The organism is Kribbella sp. NPDC055071 (assembly GCF_053608045.1).
The window spans coordinates 14283-31561 of record NZ_JBSGUS010000004.1; the positions used below are offsets into that span (position 1 = coordinate 14283).

Here is a 17279-nt window from a genome sequence, read left to right on the forward strand (position 1 = left end):
ACCTCACTCAGTGAGCTATTCTCGCGTCATGACCTTCCACGACGCGTACGACGTTCTCCTCGGCCGCTGGGGAGTCCCGATAGAGCAGCTCGACGTCAGCGGCACCCACGTCATCGCCTGCGGCCCCACCTCCGCCCCTCCGGTCGTCCTCCTGGCCGGCCATGGCGCAACCTCAGCCGTCTGGTTCGCCGTAGCGCCCCAACTGGCGCAACACCACCGCGTCTACGCCCCGGACCTCCCCGGCGCCCCGGGCCGCAGCACCGCCAACCCACCCCGCACCATCGAGGACCTGGTCAGCTGGCTAGCCGCCGTACTCCAAGAGCTCCACGCAGAAGACCCACTCCTGGTAGGCCATTCCTACGGCGCCTGGACAGCCCTCACCTACGCCCTCCACCACCCCGTCCCGAAGCTGGCCCTCATAGACCCCACAGACTGCTTCACCGGCATCAAACCCACCTACCTGGCCCGAGCCCTCCCCATGCTCCTCAAACCCACCGAGTCCCGCTACAAGTCCTTCATCCACTGGGAAACCCAGGGCGTACCGGTTGATCCCGACTGGGTGAACTTGGCCGCCCTAGGCACGCTCGAGCCCAGCACCCGACCAGTCCGGCCCCGCAGACCATCGACGGCCTCAGGCACCCCAGATCTGCTGGTGGTCGTGGCAGATCGCTCCAAGGCGCACGATCCGGATCGCGTAGCCGAAAAGGCGAAAGCCGCGGGGGCGAGTGTGGTGCGGATGGCTACTGCCACCCACCACTCGCTCCCCGCGGCTCACGGTGCCGAGCTCGGCGAGATCCTGCTCAAATGGTCAGCTCAGGGCTGAGCCGGCCTTGTAGGCGGACCACTTGGTGTTCCAGTCGGTCCAGCCGTTGCCTGGTTCCATGTGGCGGGTGGTGCCGGTGACGATGACGGGGTCGCCGCGGAGGGTTTGGTTGTAGTACCACTGGGCATTCGCGAGGCTCATGCCGACGCAGCCATGGCTGACGTTGGCGCTGCCTTGGCTGCCGCCCGACCAGGGGGCGCCGTGGACGAACTCGCCTGAGCTCGTCACCCGCTGGGCCCACTTCACGTCGGGAATGTTGTAGTAGTTCGGGTCGCCGGGCTTGAGGCCGATCGTGGCCGCGTCCATCCGCTTGACGGGGAACTTCTCCATGATCACCTTCACCCCGCTGCGGGTGGTGAAGCCGTCCTTGCCGGCGGTGATCGGGATGGTCCGGGCCAGCTTGCCGCTGATCGTGACGGTCATCGAGTGCTTCTTGACGTTGATGTTGGCGATGACCGACTTGCCGATGCTGAACTGGATCTTGCGGCTGGCCGTGCCCCAGGTGTTGTTCCCGGCGTTCACGCCCTGGGTGGCGATGTCGACGGTGACCTTGGTGCCGGCCGGCCAGTAGTTCATCGGCCGGTAGTTGACCTGCTTGCTGTTCACCCAGTGCCAGCTGCCCGTGACCGGGACCGACGTGGTCACCTTGAGCTGCTTCTCGACCGCCGCGCGGTCCTTGACCGGGTTGTTCCAGAAGATCTGGATCGGCAGCGCCACACCGACGGTCTCACCGTTCAGCGGGACCACCGAGGCCTTCAGCGTCTTGGTCGCCTTCAGCGTCTTGAACGTCGAGCTGATCGGCACGGTCGCACCATCGGTGCCCTCGGCCGAACCGCTCACCGTGTACGTCGCGCCCGGCTTGAGCAGCGCCGCGGACGTCCACTGCGTCTTGTCCGCGTTGAAGGTGCCTTCGACCTTGTCGCCGTCGTCGTCCTTGAGCGTGACCGTGGTCAGCTTGCCGGCCGTCGAAGTGACGGTCACCGGCTTGTCCGGCTGGACCGACGCCGCGCCCTTGGCGGGCACGATCGCGATCGCCGCTGAGGCCGGGTCCTGCGACGGCGTCGTCGAGGCACCCGGGGTCGTCGAAGCGCCCGGTGTCTCGTTGCTCTGCGTCGTCGACGCGCCCGGCGTCGACGGGTTGTTGCCGGCTGCCTTCGTGTCGCTGCACGCCGTGCCGGCCAGCAGGACCATGCAGACGCCAACCACGGCAAGGCCGTGCTTCCTCACCGAACTGCTCACCATTCCCCAGTTCTCCCCTGTTTCGTCAAACCGCCGTCAGGGTATCTCGTCGTACCGACAGACCTACGCAACGCACCGCCACCGGAGTGGTACGGACCACAACTGCCCACCACCGGTGACACCTCTACAGACGCACGAAAACGCCGCCCGGTTCGTTCCGGACGGCGCCTCGTACGACGCTCAGCTAGTGAGCGTGATCACCTCGGTAGTACTCGAAGATGAATCCGCTCAGCGTGACGATGCCGATCGCGCAGCCGGCGATGAACAGCCACCAGCCGAAGACGATGCCGAGCACGGCAACCGCCAGGGTCAGCGCGGTCCACAGCGGCCACCACGAGTACGGCGGGAAGAAGCCGAGCTCACCGGCGCCCTCCGCGATCTCGGCTTCCTTGCGATCCTCCGGCCGCGGATCCATCCGGCGGGCGGTGACACTCAGGTAGAACGCCACCAGCAACGACAGGAAGAACGTCATGACCAGAGCCGTCGTGCCGGTCGGGTCGTTCGACATCAGCCAGTAGATCGGCGCCACGACCAGCACGAACACGCTCAGGATCCCGAAGACCCAGGCCTCGACCTTCACGCCTTGTCCTTCCCCTCAGCGTCGATATCCGACTGGTCCGCGATGACCTGCTCCAGGTGCTCTACCCGGCCCTGGTCCTCGCCGGCGTCCAGCAGATTGTCCTTACCCGCGTTGTTGGCCGGGTACTCGGCCAGGGCGAGGTCGGGGTGGTGCAGGTCGAACGCCGGGCTCTCGGACCGGATCCGCGGCAGCCTCTCGAAGTTGTGCCGCGGCGGAGGCGAGCTCGTCGCCCACTCCAGCGACCGTCCCCAGCCCCACGGGTCGTCGACGCCGACCTTCGGCGACTTACGCGACTTGTAGACGTTGTAGAAGAACGGCAGCATCGACATCCCCAGGATGAACGCACCGACGCTGGACACCTCGTTCAGCGTGGTGAAGCCTTCGTTGGGGCCGTAGTCGGCGTACCGGCGTGGCATGCCTTCGACGCCGAGCCAGTGCTGCACGAGGAACGTCGTGTGGAAGCCGATGAACAGCAACCAGAAGTGCAGCTTGCCCAACCTCTCGTCGAGCATCCGCCCGGTGAACTTGGGCCACCAGAAGTAGAACCCGGCGAACATCGCGAACACGACGGTTCCGAAGACGACGTAGTGGAAGTGCGCGACCACGAAGTACGAGTCGGACAGCTGGTAGTCCAGCGCCGGCGACGCGAGGATGATGCCGGTCAGACCACCGAAGAGGAAGGTGGTCAGGAAGCCGATCGCCCAGAGCATGGGCGTGTCGAACGAGACCGACCCGCCCCAGATCGTGCCGATCCAGTTGAAGAACTTCACCCCGGTCGGCACCGCGATCAGGAACGTCATGAACGAGAAGAACGGCAGATTGACCGCGCCGGTCACGAACATGTGGTGGGCCCACACCGCCACCGACAGGACCGCGATACCCAGCGTCGCGGAGACCAGGCCGATGTAGCCGAAGACCGGCTTGCGGCTGAACACCGGCAGGACCTCGGTGATGATGCCGAAGAACGGCAACGCGATGATGTAGACCTCGGGATGGCCGAAGAACCAGAACAGGTGTTGCCAGAGCAATGGACCGCCGTTCCCGGCGTCGAAGACGTGAGCCCCCAAGGCTCGATCCGCCTCCAGCATCAGCAGCGCGCCGGCCAGGATCGGGAAGGCGATCAGGACGAGGATCGACGTCACCAGGATGTTCCAGGTGAAGATCGGCATCCGGAACATCGTCATCCCGGGTGCGCGCATCGTGATGATCGTGGTGACGAAGTTGACCGCACCGAGGATCGTGCCCAGACCGGCCATGTACAGACCCATGATCCACAGGTCACCGCCGACACCCGGCGACCGGACCGCGTTCGACAGCGGCGCGTAGGCGAACCAGCCGAAGTCGGCCGCGCCGCCCGGGGTGAAGAAGCCGCTGATCGTGATCAGGCCGCCGAACAGGAACAGCCAGTAGCTGAACATGTTCAGCCGCGGGAACGCCACATCCGGCGCACCGATCTGGATCGGCATGATCTCGTTGGCGAAGCCGACGAACAGTGGCGTCGCGAACAGCAGCAGCATGATCGTGCCGTGCATGGTGAAGAGCTGGTTGTAGACCTCTTCGTTCACGATCTGCAGGCCCGGCTTGGCCAGCTCCGCGCGGATGACGAGCGCCATCACGCCGGCGATCAGGAAGAACGCGAACGACGTGATCAGGTACATGTGCCCGATCAGCTTGTGGTCGGTGGTGGTGAGCCACTTGACCGCGATCTGGCCCTTGCTGCGCCGCCGCGGTATCGCGGTGGTGGCCCCGATAGCGCCGGTGCGCTCGGCGAAGTCGGTCACTTCTCGCCCTCCTGCTCCCCGTGACCAGGAATCGTGGTCGCGTCCTGGCCACCGGTGGCGGCGCCGGTCTGGCCCTTGGCGGCCAGGTCGCGCAGATGCGCGTCGTACTCGTCACGGCTGACAACCTTGACGGTGAAGATCATCCGGCTGTGGTAGAGCCCGCAGAGCTCGGCACACTTGCCGGCGAAGGTCCCGGTCTTGGTCGGGGTCAGCTCGAACCGGTTGGTCCGGCCCGGGATGACGTCGAGCTTGAAGTAGAACGACGGCACCCAGAAGGAGTGGATGACGTCCGGCGAGGTCAGGTCGAAGTGGACCGACTCGTTCACCGGCAGCCAGAGCTCGGCGGGCTGGGACAGCGTGCCGGTCTCCCAGACACCCTGCTGCCCGTCGACGGTGTCCTTGTAGTTGAAGGTCCACTGCCACTGCTGGCCCACCACGTTCACGGTGTGCTGCGGGCTGTCCGACATCGCGGTGATCTTGTCGCCGTGCTCGACGGTGTAGAAGAACAGCACACCGATGATCGCGAACGGCGCCAGCGTGTAGAGCACCTCGAGCGGCAGGTTGTACCGCACCTGCCGGGGTGCGTCGTCGTTGCGCTTGCGGTACCGCACGGCGACGTACAGGATCAGGGCCCAGACCATCACACCGACGATCAGCGCGGCGATCCAGGCGCCGATCCAGAGGCTTCGGACGGCCTCGGTCCGGTCCGACGCGCCCTCGGGCAGCCCGAGTCGCTTCCACTGCTCAGTGGTTTCCGACGAACAACTCGTCAGCAGCAGGGTGCCCAGCACCGTTGCAGTACCGACCAGCAGGCGTCGCTTCGCCGGACGTGTGGCACGGGCAGAATCTGCCGCGCGCTCCTCCACTCCGGGCGTGCCGTTCGAACCCACGGGGCGCCTTTCCCTTCCCAAGTGAGACTGACGACCAAACACTACTGGACACCTGTCCCGCTCTCGCGCATAGGTAGGGCTTAGCGTTTCCGGTGTGAACGAGCGTGCCTATCTGGATGCCGCGTCTGCCGAGGCTCTCCATCCGGCAGCGCGGGAAATGTTGCTGCAGGCAGTCGATTCCGGGTGGGCCGATCCGGTTCGGCTGCACCACGAGGGACGGACCGCGCGGCTCCTGCTCGACAATGCCCGGGCAGTACTGGCCGACGCGATCGGAGTGCGACCGGACGAGCTGTATCTGACGACGTCCGGTACGGCGGCCATCCGCACCGGACTCACCGCGATCGGGGCCGCCCGCAACCGTATTGGGACCACCGTTGTCCACAGCGCGGTGGAGCATTCCGCCGTACTCCACACCGCGGAAGCCAACGGCTCAGAGGTCGGTGTCGACATGCTGGGTCGGGTTGACCTGGATGCGTTCACAGATGCGGTACGGCGGCCTGGTGTGGCCGTGGCCGCGTTGCAGTCCGCTAATCACGAGGTCGGTACGCGTCAGCCGATCGCAGCGGCCGCTGAAGCGTGTGGCGACGTACCCCTGTTTGTTGACGCGTCCGCGTCGGTCGGGCACGACGCCGTACCGGCTGGCTGGTCGGCGTTGGCGGCCAGCGCGCACAAGTGGGGCGGACCGGCCGGTGTGGGCCTGCTGGCGATTCGGAAGGGCACACGGTTCATCCCGGCCTGGCCGATGGATGAGCGGGAGGACGGCCTCTCCCCCGGCTTCCCGGATATCCCGAACGCACTGGCTGCCGCGGCTGCTCTCCAGGCCCGCCTGGCCGAGGCCGAGTCGCTGAACAAGCAGCACAGGGCCTGGATCGACGAGGTGCGACGACGTGTGGCCGCGGACATCACCGATGTCGAGGTCGTGGGTGATCCGGACGACCGCCTGCCGCACGTGCTCACGTTCTCCTGCCTGTACGTCGACGGCGAGGCCATCGTCACCGCCCTGGACGCAGAAGGCTTCGCGGTGTCGAGTGGATCTGCCTGTACTTCGAGCACCCTGCGACCGTCCCATGTACTCGCGGCGATGGGCGTGCTCACCCATGGCAACGTCCGCATCTCGCTGGCGCGGACCACGACGTACGCCGAGATCGACCGCTTCTGCACTGTGTTGCCCGGGATCGTCCAGCGGATCCGTGCGGAGGTGGGGATGTGAACGTCGACCTGGACTGTCGCGGCCTGCTCTGCCCACTCCCCGTGATCAAGCTGGCCAAAACACTACCGACCGTTGCCATCGGCGACACCGTCACCGTGCTGGCCGACGATCCGGCCGCAGCCACCGACATCCCCGCCTGGTGCCGCATGCGCTCCCAAGAGCTGGTGTCGGCAGCCGAAAACCAGTACGTGATCCGACGGATCAGCTGAAACACTCCGGCCCATGACCGACTTCGCCCACAAGCCGACGCTGACCGGCGACCTCGTGATCCTGCGGCCGGTGGACGAGGGCGACTACGACGCGCTCGCCCGGGCGATGGACGATCCGGAGGTCACGCGGCTGACCGGAAGCCACGGCGAGATCGGCGAGGAGCAGGCGCGACAGTGGATGCGCACTCGCAAGGACCAGACTGACCGCCTCGACCTGGTGATCGTCGACCAGGCGTCCGGCGAGGTCGTCGGGGAGGCTGTGCTCAACGACTGGGACTCCGACAACCGGTCCTGCAACTTCCGCATTCTGATCGGACCGGCCGGCCAGGGCCGTGGCCTCGGTACCGAGGCCACTCGGCTGATCGTCGGCTACGGCCTCGAGGAGGTCGGACTGCACCGGATCAGTCTCGGGGTGTACGCGTTCAACCCGCGGGCGCAGCGCGCGTACGAGAAGGCAGGCTTCGTGGTGGAGGGCCGGCTGCGGGACGCCCTGCTGTGGGACGGCGAGTGGGTCGACGAGATCGTCATGTCTGTGCTGGCGACCGACTGGCTACAGTCCAAGGCGTGATCGACGCCGAGCGAATCGCCGTACTGACCGGAGCCGGTATCTCTACCGCGTCCGGTATCCCCGACTTCCGCGGCCCGCAGGGTGTGTGGACCAAGAACCCGTCTGCGGCCGCGCTGTTCGACATCGACGAGTACGTCGCGAGTCGGGCGGTCCGTGTGGAGGCCTGGAAGCACCGCTTAGCCACACCGGCCTGGACCGCCGAGCCGAACGCCGGCCACCTCGCCCTGGTCGAGCTGGAACGCCAGGGCCGGTTGACCGGCTTGATCACCCAGAACGTCGACGGCCTGCACCAAAAGGCCGGATCGTCACCGGAGCTCGTCCATGAACTCCACGGGACGATCTGGTACGTCGACTGCCTCACCTGCGCCCGTCAGATCCCCATGGCCGACGTCCTCCCCCGACTCGAGTCAGGCGAAGAGGACCCCAGTTGCGAGGTCTGTGGCGGCATCCTGAAGTCCGCGACGGTCTCGTTCGGCCAGTCCCTGGACACCGCCGTCCTCGAGCGCGCCGCAGCCGCAACTGAGTCCGCCGACGTATTCGTCGCCATCGGCACCTCCCTCCAGGTCTACCCCGCCGCGGGCTTCTGCGACCTGGCCCTGACCGCCGGCAAACCCCTGATCATCCTCAACGCCCAAGAAACCCCCTACGACGCCGAAGCCACCACAGTCATCCACACCCCCATCGAAACCACCCTCCCCACCCTCTTCACCTGACCTTCGCAGCCGCCGACGGATCCGCAACGAGGTGTCCGACAGATCCGCAACAGGGAGCCCGACAAATCCGCCTGGCCGACCGCCTCGGCGATCGGTTCCACTTCGGCGTGGTGCTTCATACGGCACCGGAGGCGACCAGGTTCGGCGCAAATCTCGCCGCACTTCCGGTCTCCGTGCTCTGGGAGACAGTGACCTGACCGCGACCTCCGAGGCCTTCCCACGATCGCAGCTGCGGGCTAGCGTCCCCGGCAGGTTCTGGGTGGGAGGGGTGCTTCATGAGCAGGTTCGGGCGATGGCCGGCCGGCGTGACCGCGTTGGCGCTGGCAGTGCTGGGATTGGGTACGGCGACGTCCGCTCCGGCGCACGTGGTGGCCGAGCGGGTGGTCAGGCTGGCGGGGTCGCTGCAGAGTGAGCTCGGGTGTCCCGGTGACTGGGACCCTGCGTGTGATGCGACCAGTCTGGGTGCGGGAGCGCCGTACGCGAGGGTCTTCGACGTACCGGCCGGCTCGTACGAGTACAAGGTCACCGTCAACGGGGGCTGGGACGAGAACTACGGCGCCGGCGGGGTGCTGAACGGCCCGAACATCCCACTGCGAATCGAGGGGCCGGCCAAGCTCGCGTTCAGCTACGACGACACCAGCCATGTCGTCTCGGTGAAGCCGGTGGAGCTGGCCGGGCCGACCGTCACTCCGGCCGACAAGACGCTGTCGTCGCCGAGTCTGCGCAAGGACCTCACCAAGGAACGGTTCTACTTCCTGATGGCCGACCGCTTCGCCAACGGCAACAAGGCGAACGACGCCGGCGGTCTGACCGGTGACCGGCTGCAGACCGGTCTGGACCCGACCGACAAGGGCTTCTACCACGGTGGCGACCTGGCCGGGGTGATGCAGAAGCTCGACTACATCAAGTCGCTCGGTACGACGTCCATCTGGCTGACACCGTCGTTCAAGAACCGGCCGGTGCAGGGCTCGGGCGCCGACGTGAGCGCCGGGTACCACGGCTACTGGATCACCGACTTCACCCAGATCGATCCGCATCTCGGTACCAACGCGGACATGCAGCAGCTGATCAAGCTGGCGCATGCGAAGGGGATGAAGGTCTTCTTCGACATCATCACCAACCACACCGCGGACGTGATCGACTACAAGTCCGGGCAGTACGGCTACATCCCCAAGTCGACAAGTCCTTATAAAGATGCCAACGGCAACGTTTTTGACGACAAGGCGTTCGCCGGCGGGGACACCTTCCCGCCGCTGGACAAGAACGTGAGCTTCCCCAACATCCCCACCTTCCGCACCCCGGCCGATGAGACAGTGAAGGTGCCGGCCTGGCTGAACGACCCGACGCTGTACCACAACCGCGGTGACTCGACCTTCGCCGGTGAGTCCGCCGAGTACGGCGACTTCGTCGGGCTGGACGACCTGTTCACCGAGCAGCCGAAGGTCCGCGACGGGATGATCGACGTCTACAAGACGTGGGCCGAGTTCGGGATCGACGGGTTCCGGATCGACACGGTCAAGCACGTGAACATCGAGTTCTGGCAGAAGTTCTCGCCGCAGATCCTGGCCGCGGCCAAGAGCGCCGGGTCGAAGAACTTCTTCATGTTCGGCGAGGTCTTCGACGCGAACCCGACGTTCATGTCGACGTACACGACCAAGGGCGCACTCCAGGCCACCCTCGACTTCGGCTTCCAGCAGAACGCGGTCGCCTACGCCAAGGGTGATTCGAGTACCAAACTGCAGGACCTGTACGCGAACGACGACTATTACACCGACGGTGACTCGAACGCGTACCAACTGCCCACGTTCCTCGGCAACCACGACATGGGCCGGGTCGGCACGTTCCTCAAGCAGGATGGCGCGAACGGCGCCGAACTCCTCGCCCGGGACAAGCTCGCGCACTCGCTGATGTTCCTGACCCGGGGTCAGCCGGTCATCTACTACGGCGACGAGCAGGGTTTCACCGGGCCGGGCGGTGACAAGGACGCGCGACAGGACATGTTCGCGACCAAGACGGCCGACTACGCCGACGACGAGGTGGTCGACGGCTCCGGTACGACGACCATCGGCAGCAAGGACCGGTACGACGTCAACGCGCCGATGTACCAGCACATCGCCGCGCTGGAGAAGCTTCGCGCCAAGTATCCGGCGCTGTCCGACGGCCGGCAGGTGCACCGCTACGCGTCGAACACCAATGGTCTCTACGCCTTCAGCCGGCTCGGTAACGACAACGTCGAGTACCTCGTGGTCTCGAACAACTCGACCACGGCGGCGTCGGCGACAGTGCCGACGTACGGGCCGAACACCTGGCTCAAGCCGGTCTATGGCGGCTCCAAGGCGGTCAAGACCGACCGCGAGGGCAGAGTGGTCATCAGCCAGGCACCGCTGTCCGTGACCGTCTACCAGGCGCAGAGCCGGGTCCCGTCCCCAGCCAAGGCGCCTGCGGTCTACATGAGCTCGCCTGAGCTCGGCGCGACCGTTGGCGGGCGTGCGGAGATCGCGGCAGCGGTTCCGGCGAACACTCCGGTGACCGTGACCTTCGGCTACCGCCCAGTGGGTACGACGGCGTGGCAGCGGCTCGGCTCCGACGACAACGCGCCGTACCGGGTCTTCCAGGACGTTTCCGGGCTCCCCAAGGGCACACTGCTCGAGTACCGCGCGGTGCTGCGTGATGTGGCCGGCCACTACTCGGTCTCCAGCTCGTACGGCGTTGTCGGCGACGCACCGGCTCCGGGTGGTGGCGGTGGGGGCACGGGTGCGGTCGTACAGCCTGCCAACGTGAGCGTGCCAGGTGATCACAACACTGAGATGGGTTGTGCCGCGGACTGGTCGCCCGACTGCGCGCAGGCGCAGCTGACGCTCGACCCGAAGGACAAGGTCTGGAAGGGCACCTACAACATCCCGGCAGGTGAGCACGCGTACAAGGCGGCGATCAACAAGACCTGGGACGAGAACTACGGTGCCGGCGGCATCCTGAACGGCGGCAACATCTCGTACACGGCACCTGCGACCCCGACCACGTTCTACTACGAACACGGTCGGCACTACGTCACGTCGAGCGCCGAGGGGCCGATCATCACCGTGCCTGGCTCGTTCCAGTCCGAGCTGGGCTGTCCGGCCGACTGGGATCCGTCCTGCATGCGGCCGTGGCTGACCGACGAGGACGGCGACGGGACCTACACGTGGTCCACCAGCGAGTTGGGAGCGGGCAGTTATGAGGCGAAGGTCGCACACAACCTGTCCTGGGACGAGAGCTACCCGGCGAACAACGTGGCCGTCTCGGTCCCGTCGGACGGCCTGGTCGTCACGTTCTCGTACGTACTCGCGACCCACCAGTTCACGGTGACGACCTCCAAGCCGGGTGCGCAGCCGGATCTATCGCAGGCGAAGGCGTACTGGCTCGACCGCAACACTCTCGCCGTACCGGCCGTCGCGCACCCGGAGCGGTCGCGGTGGCGGCTGCACTGGTCCGACACCGGGTCGCTGAAGGTCGACGCGAACGACATCGGCGGCTCGTCGGTCGGACTCCGCTACGACTCCCGCGAGGTGAAACCCGGGTACACGACGCTTCGCCTCGACAACGCCGACGTCCGCAAGATCCTCAAGGGTCAGCTCGGGCTGGCGCAGTACGACGACGTCGGTCGGTTGCTCGACGCAACAGGTGTGCAGATACCTGGAGTGCTCGACGATGTCTACGGGAGCGCGACCAAACGCTCGTACGGCGTCACCTGGCAAGCCGGTGCACCGACCTTCACGCTGTGGGCGCCGACGGCTCAGAACGTCAAGCTGTTGATCGGCTCCTCGGCACTGCCGATCAAGCCCAACGACGACGGCTCCTGGTCGATCAAAGGCGCGCGCTCGTGGAAGAACGCTCCCTACCGGTTCGAGGTGACGGTCTTTGCGCCGAGTACCGGCAGGGTGGAGACGAACATCGTCACGGACCCGTACTCGGTCGCGCTGACGACAAACTCGACGTACTCCGTCGCCGTCGACCTCGACGATCCGAGCGGGCAGCCGGCGTTGTGGTCGAAGACGCCGGCGCCGAAGCTGGCGCGGGGTGTCGACTCGACCATCTACGAACTGCACGTCCGTGACTTCTCCATCAACGACCCCACCGTCCCGGCAGCACACCGTGGCACCTATCTGGCGTTCGCCGATGAAGGCGATGGCACCAAACACCTGCGAGCGCTGAAAGCTGCGGGGCTCAACACTGTTCACCTGTTGCCGACGTTCGACATCGCGACGATCCCTGAGACCGGACAGCAGACACCGGCCTGCGACCTGAAGGCGCTGCCGCCGGACTCGGATCAGCAGCAGGCGTGCGTGACGGCCGTGGCCGCGAAGGACGGTTTCAACTGGGGCTACGACCCGTTCCACTGGCTGGCGCCGGAGGGCTCGTACGCGACCCAGAAGGACGGGCTCGCGCGCGTCTCGGAGTTCCGCACGATGGTCGGCGGTCTCCACAAGTCGGGCCTGCGCGTCGTACTGGATCAGGTGTTCAACCACACGCCGGCCGCAGGTCAGGCACCGACCTCGGTGCTCGACAAGGTTGTGCCCGGCTACTACCAGCGGCTCAACGCCACCGGAAAGGTCGAGACCTCGACCTGCTGCAGCAACGTCGCGACCGAGCACGCCATGGCCGAGAAGATCATGGTCGACGGCACGGTGAGCTGGGCGAAGAACTACCACGTCGACGGCTTCCGTTACGACCTGATGGGTCACAGCAGCAAGGCGAACCTGCTGAAGATCCGGGCCGCGCTCGACAAGCTGACCCTGGCCAAGGACGGTGTCGACGGCAAGCACATCTACCTGTACGGCGAGGGCTGGAACTTCGGCGAGGTCGCCAACGACGCGCTGTTCGTCCAAGCTCGCCAAGGGAATCTCGGCGGGACCGGGATCGGCACGTTCTCCGACCGGATGCGTGACGCCGTCCGGGGCGGAGGTCCGTTCGACGACAATCCGCGGATCCAGGGCTTCGGTTCCGGCGAGGCCGGCGACCCGAACGGCGACCCGATCAACGGGACTCCCGATGAGCGCGCGAAGCGGCTCGCCCATGACACCGATCTGGTCCAGCTCGGCCTGGCCGGCAACCTCCGGTCGTTCACCTTCAAGTCCGCGGAGTCCGGTGCCGTGGTCCGCGGAGATGGCGTCGACTACAACGGCGCACCGGCCGGGTACGCCGATCAGCCGGACGAGGTGATCAGCTACGTCGATGCCCATGACAACGAGACGTTGTGGGACACGCTGACCTACAAGTTGCCGACGACAATGACCATGCCGGACCGGATCCGGATGAACACGTTGTCGCTGGCAACGACCGCGTTGGCGCAGACGCCGTCGTTCTGGCATGCCGGCGCCGATCTGCTCCGCAGCAAGTCGCTCGACCGCAACTCCTACGACTCCGGCGACTGGTTCAACACCCTCGACTGGACGGGCGTCGACAACGGCTTCGGCCACGGCCTACCGCCGAAGGCCGACAACGAGGCCAAGTGGCCGTTCATGCAGCCGCTCCTGGCCAACCCGGCCCTGAAGCCGACCGCCGCCGACGTCACCACCGCCTCGACCGCAGCCGCCGACCTCCTGAAACTCCGCTTCTCGACCCCACTGTTCCGCCTGGGCTCGGCCGAGCTGATCAACACCAAGGTCAGCTTCCCGCTGAGTGGTACGACGCCGGGCGTGATCACCATGCGCATCGACGACACCGCCGGCCCCAATGTCGACCCGGCGCTCAAGGGTGTCCTGGTCGTCTTCAACTCCACCGGCTCGGCCGTCACCCAACAGATCCCGGGCCTCGCCGGTGCCGGTCTGACCCTCTCCCCGGTCCAGGCCGCAGGGTCGGATCCGGTCGTGAAACAGACGACCTGGACCGCCTCCAGCGGCACCGTCTCCGTCCCCGCCCGATCGGTCGCCGTCCTGATCCAGTCCTGACGACGTCCGCTCAGCTCAGCTGAGGAGATCGGCCAGGACCTGGCCGGTCTCCGGGGTCGTCATGGTGGTCCCGGCATACGACAACGTCAGCTGCCGGGACAGGTCGGGCGCGTGATAGCTCAGCGTCAGGTAGCCGAAGATCCCGCCGGTGTGCCCCCACACCACCTGACCGTCAGGCAACTGCCGCCGCTCGATCCCCAGCGCGTACCCGTAGCCGTCGTCAACCGGCACTACGGTCAGCATCGCGTCCTGCTCGGCCTTCGCCAGGAGTTCTCCCCCGAGCACCGCGGCGTAGAACCGGTTGAGGTCCGCGGCCGTCGACACGATCTCTCCGGCCGCCCAGGCCTGCGACGCGTTGAACCGCGCCAGGTCGACCCACTCGCCGGCGACCTCCAGATACGGATGGCCGTGCGGCTCGGGGAGGTCCACGTCATCGCCCGGGACCAGGGTCCGCTCGAGCCCGAGCGGCTGCAGGATTCGAGTGCGTACCTCATCGCCGTACGGGTTGCCTGTCACTGCCTGGATCAGCAGGCCGAGCACGACGTAGTTGGTGTTCGAGTACGACCACGACGTACCCGGCTCGAACACCTTCGGCCTGGTCAGTCCGGTCTGCAACGCGTCCGCTGGATCTCGGTGCAGGTAGCGGTCCAGCAGATGCCGGTCGTTGGGCAGGGCGTCGGTGTAGTTGTAGAGACCGCTCGTATGGTTGAGCAGTTGCCGCAGGCTGATCGTGTCCGGTACGCCGGGCACCCACTTGCCCACCGGCTCGTCGAGGCGCAGCTTGCCCTCCCCGACCAGCTGCAGGACAACGACGGCCGTGAACGTCTTGGTGACGCTCCCGACCCGGAACCAGCCGTCCGGATCGACCGGCCGGTTGGTGCCGAGCTCGGCGACGCCGCTCGAGCCGATCCAGGTTCGTTCGGGAGACCGGTAGTGCAGGAGCACCCCGGCCGCGCCGTCATGGACCAACGAGTCGAGGTACGTCTGCATCTGGTTACTGTGCCACGACGTCAGGGCACCCGGACGGTGAGTGCGGAGGGATCTACCGATGCGGTCAGTGTGCGGCCGGCGGGGATGGGGTCGCCGTCCAGTTGGCGGCGTACCGGGGTTTCGGCTGTTATCCGGATCTGTTGGCCGGTGAAGCGTTGGATGTGTTGTTCGCGGAGGGACTTCAGCACCAGGCCCAGGACGACGCGTGGCCAGTGGCTGACCCGGCGCGGTGCCAGCACAACCGCGTCGATCATGCCGTCGTCGGGTTGTGCGTCGGGCAGGAGGGGGATGTTCGCCTGGAGGGTGCCGACGTTGCCGATCACCACGGTCCGCGCGCGGCGTCGTACCGGCGGGTGGTCGTCGACGACGATCTCGACCCGGACGAACGGGTGGTTGAGGTTCTTCAGCGTGGACACGACGTACGCGGCCCAGCCGACGCGCTTCTTCAGCTCGTCCGGCGCGTCCGCGATGATCGCGGCGTCCAGGCCCATCCCGGCCATAACGACGAACCGACCCTCGGGCAGGTCGTCGCCTTCGATCACCACGCTGTCGATCCGGCGCTCGTTGCCGCCCAGGAGCTCGGTCAGCGCGATGTCCAGATCCAGCGAGATCCCGAGGTTGCGAGCCAGCAGGTTCCCGGTCCCGGCCGGCAGGACCGCGACCGGGATGTCGGTCCCGGCGAGTTCGGAGCAGACGACGCGGACCGTGCCGTCCCCACCGGCGACCACGACCAGGTCGACGGCGGCCTCGAGCGCGCGCCGCGCCATCGTGACGCCCGCGTCGTCCGCGGTCGTCTCGAGCCACAGCGCCACGTCGTGGTCCCGTCCGGTCAGCGCGGCTTCGACGGTACGGCGGAAGGTGTCGGGCACCTTGATCGGATTGACGATCACGGCGACCCGCTTGGCAGAACTCACCTGATAAATGTCCGTTCGGGGAGATAGCGTGCTTGGCGTGAGCAGACTTCCACGGAGTAGAGCAGAAGCCCAGGGGTTGTCCACCGCCGCGCTCGACGCGTTTGTGGCGGCGCTGGACGCGTCGAAGCCCGAGATCCAGACACTGATGCTGCTACGGCACGGTCACGTCGTGCTCGAGGAGGAGTGGTCACCCTACCGGCTGACCGACCCGCATCTGCTCTTCTCGGTGTCGAAGAGCTTCACCTCGACCGCGGTCGGTCTCGCGATCGCCGCCGGCCTGCTCTCGCTGGACGACCAGGTGATCTCGTTCTTCGGCGCCGACGAGCTGCCCGAGAAGATCAGCGACAACCTGGCCGCGATGAGGCTCCGGCACCTGCTGACCATGACGACCGGTCACGACGAGGACACCGTCGAGGCGCTCGGCCGGGACCGCCGGATGGTCAAGATCTTCCTCGGTCTCGACGTGCAGCACGAGCCGGGCACGGTGTTCGTCTACAACACTGGCGCGACGTACATGCTGTCCGCGATCCTGCAGCGCGTGACCGGCGAGGGGTTGCTCGACTACCTGCGGCCGCGGCTGTTCGAGCCGCTCGGCGCGACCGAGGCGACCTGGCAGGTGTCCCGCGAGGGCATCACGGTCGGCGGCTGGGGACTGAGCATCAACACCGAGTCGCTGGCCTGCTTCGGGCAGCTCCTCCTGCAGCGCGGCGAGTGGGAAGGCAAGCTGCTCGTCCCCGCCGAGTGGTACGAGGCTGCGACCTCGAAGCAGGTGTCGAACGACAACCAGGAGAATTCGGACTGGAAGCAGGGTTACGGCTTCCAGTTCTGGCGTGGGCGCCACAACACCTACCGCGGCGACGGCGCGTTCGGCCAGTTCTGCCTTGTCCTCCCCGAGTACGACGCGGTCCTCATCACCACGGCTGCGACCTTCGACATGCAGGCGATCCTCGACACCGTCTGGGATCATCTCCTGCCCGCGCTCAAGGGCACCGAGGTCACCCCGGTCCCCCGCCCGGAGCGGCTCGAGCTCCCACCGCCGTCCGGCCCCGCACCCGCTGGTGGCGACGGCCACACCTACCGGTTCGACCACACCGACGTCACGGGCCTGAGCGCCGTTCGCCTCGAGCCGGACGGCACCGGCGTCTTCGCTTTCACCGACGATCATGGTGGTTCGTACGAGGTTGTCTGTGCGGCGGGCGACTGGAGGGAAGAGTCAGCGGCCGGCTCGGTCGACGCGCTCCCGGAGACCGGGAACCGCGTCGTCACCAGCGCCTTCGCCGACGGCGACGCCTTTGTGGCGACCATCCGCTCGGTCGAGACCCCGTTCGCTGCGACGTTCGCCTGCCGGGTCGACGACACCAGGATGATCGTCGACGTCCAACTCAACGTCTCCTTCACTCCCACCGCGTACACCCTGACCTCGGAGGTCTGACCG

At 66.7% G+C, this 17279-nt stretch carries 13 protein-coding genes; 7 read left to right on the forward strand and 6 right to left on the reverse strand.

The window, feature by feature from the left end:
* The first annotated feature begins 28 nt into the window (after positions 1 to 28).
* Positions 29 to 823, forward strand: coding sequence for an alpha/beta fold hydrolase (locus ACWF4Z_RS08670; RefSeq protein ID WP_452242353.1), 795 nt, complete (start codon positions 29 to 31; stop codon positions 821 to 823).
* On the opposite strand, the gene ACWF4Z_RS08675 is transcribed toward ACWF4Z_RS08670, so the two are convergent.
* The 4 genes from ACWF4Z_RS08675 to ctaC form a co-directional block, all read right to left on the reverse strand.
* The gene (locus tag ACWF4Z_RS08675; RefSeq protein WP_452242354.1) at positions 809 to 2050 is read right to left on the reverse strand and encodes a L,D-transpeptidase; all 1242 of its coding nucleotides are present in this window, start codon (positions 2048 to 2050) and stop codon (positions 809 to 811) included. The genes ACWF4Z_RS08670 and ACWF4Z_RS08675 overlap by 15 nt on opposite strands.
* A gap of 196 nt (positions 2051 to 2246) precedes the next feature.
* On the reverse strand, positions 2247 to 2642 hold the full coding sequence (locus ACWF4Z_RS08680) for a cytochrome c oxidase subunit 4 (protein WP_452242355.1): 396 nt from the start codon (positions 2640 to 2642) through the stop codon (positions 2247 to 2249).
* Positions 2639 to 4423 (reverse strand): aa3-type cytochrome oxidase subunit I, encoded by a 1785-nt coding sequence (gene ctaD / locus ACWF4Z_RS08685; RefSeq protein ID WP_452242356.1) that lies wholly within the window; start codon positions 4421 to 4423, stop codon positions 2639 to 2641. Before ctaD ends, ACWF4Z_RS08680 begins: the two co-directional genes overlap by 4 nt.
* Entirely contained in the window at positions 4420 to 5313 is an 894-nt protein-coding gene (ctaC, locus tag ACWF4Z_RS08690) for an aa3-type cytochrome oxidase subunit II (RefSeq protein ID WP_452242357.1), read from the reverse strand. The genes ctaD and ctaC overlap by 4 nt, the downstream gene beginning before the upstream one ends.
* Before the next feature lie 94 nt (positions 5314 to 5407).
* Between ctaC and ACWF4Z_RS08695 the strand changes: the two genes are divergently transcribed.
* The 5 genes from ACWF4Z_RS08695 to pulA all read left to right on the forward strand — a co-directional run bounded on the left by ACWF4Z_RS08695 (position 5408) and on the right by pulA (position 13940).
* On the forward strand, positions 5408 to 6523 hold the full coding sequence (locus ACWF4Z_RS08695) for a cysteine desulfurase family protein (protein WP_452242358.1): 1116 nt from the start codon (positions 5408 to 5410) through the stop codon (positions 6521 to 6523).
* The gene (locus ACWF4Z_RS08700; protein ID WP_452242359.1) at positions 6520 to 6732 is read left to right on the forward strand and encodes a sulfurtransferase TusA family protein; all 213 of its coding nucleotides are present in this window, start codon (positions 6520 to 6522) and stop codon (positions 6730 to 6732) included. The genes ACWF4Z_RS08695 and ACWF4Z_RS08700 overlap by 4 nt, the downstream gene beginning before the upstream one ends.
* A gap of 13 nt (positions 6733 to 6745) precedes the next feature.
* Positions 6746 to 7300 carry a GNAT family N-acetyltransferase gene (locus tag ACWF4Z_RS08705; RefSeq protein ID WP_452242360.1) on the forward strand — a complete coding sequence of 185 codons (555 nt, stop codon included), beginning with the start codon at positions 6746 to 6748 and terminating at the stop codon, positions 7298 to 7300.
* The gene (locus ACWF4Z_RS08710; protein WP_452242361.1) at positions 7297 to 8013 is read left to right on the forward strand and encodes an SIR2 family NAD-dependent protein deacylase; all 717 of its coding nucleotides are present in this window, start codon (positions 7297 to 7299) and stop codon (positions 8011 to 8013) included. Before ACWF4Z_RS08705 ends, ACWF4Z_RS08710 begins: the two co-directional genes overlap by 4 nt.
* Positions 8014 to 8288: 275 nt before the next feature.
* Entirely contained in the window at positions 8289 to 13940 is a 5652-nt protein-coding gene (gene pulA, locus ACWF4Z_RS08715) for a pullulanase-type alpha-1,6-glucosidase (protein ID WP_452242362.1), read from the forward strand.
* Between the two features lie 15 nt (positions 13941 to 13955).
* Here the strand turns inward: pulA and ACWF4Z_RS08720 are convergent, their stop codons facing one another.
* Positions 13956 to 14930, reverse strand: coding sequence for a serine hydrolase domain-containing protein (locus tag ACWF4Z_RS08720; RefSeq protein ID WP_452242363.1), 975 nt, complete (start codon positions 14928 to 14930; stop codon positions 13956 to 13958).
* 20 nt (positions 14931 to 14950) lie between these two features.
* Entirely contained in the window at positions 14951 to 15844 is an 894-nt protein-coding gene (locus ACWF4Z_RS08725; RefSeq protein ID WP_452242364.1) for a diacylglycerol/lipid kinase family protein, read from the reverse strand.
* Positions 15845 to 15881: 37 nt separating this feature from the next.
* Between ACWF4Z_RS08725 and ACWF4Z_RS08730 the strand changes: the two genes are divergently transcribed.
* Positions 15882 to 17276 (forward strand): serine hydrolase domain-containing protein, encoded by a 1395-nt coding sequence (locus ACWF4Z_RS08730; RefSeq protein ID WP_452242365.1) that lies wholly within the window; start codon positions 15882 to 15884, stop codon positions 17274 to 17276.
* Positions 17277 to 17279: the final 3 nt, after the last annotated feature.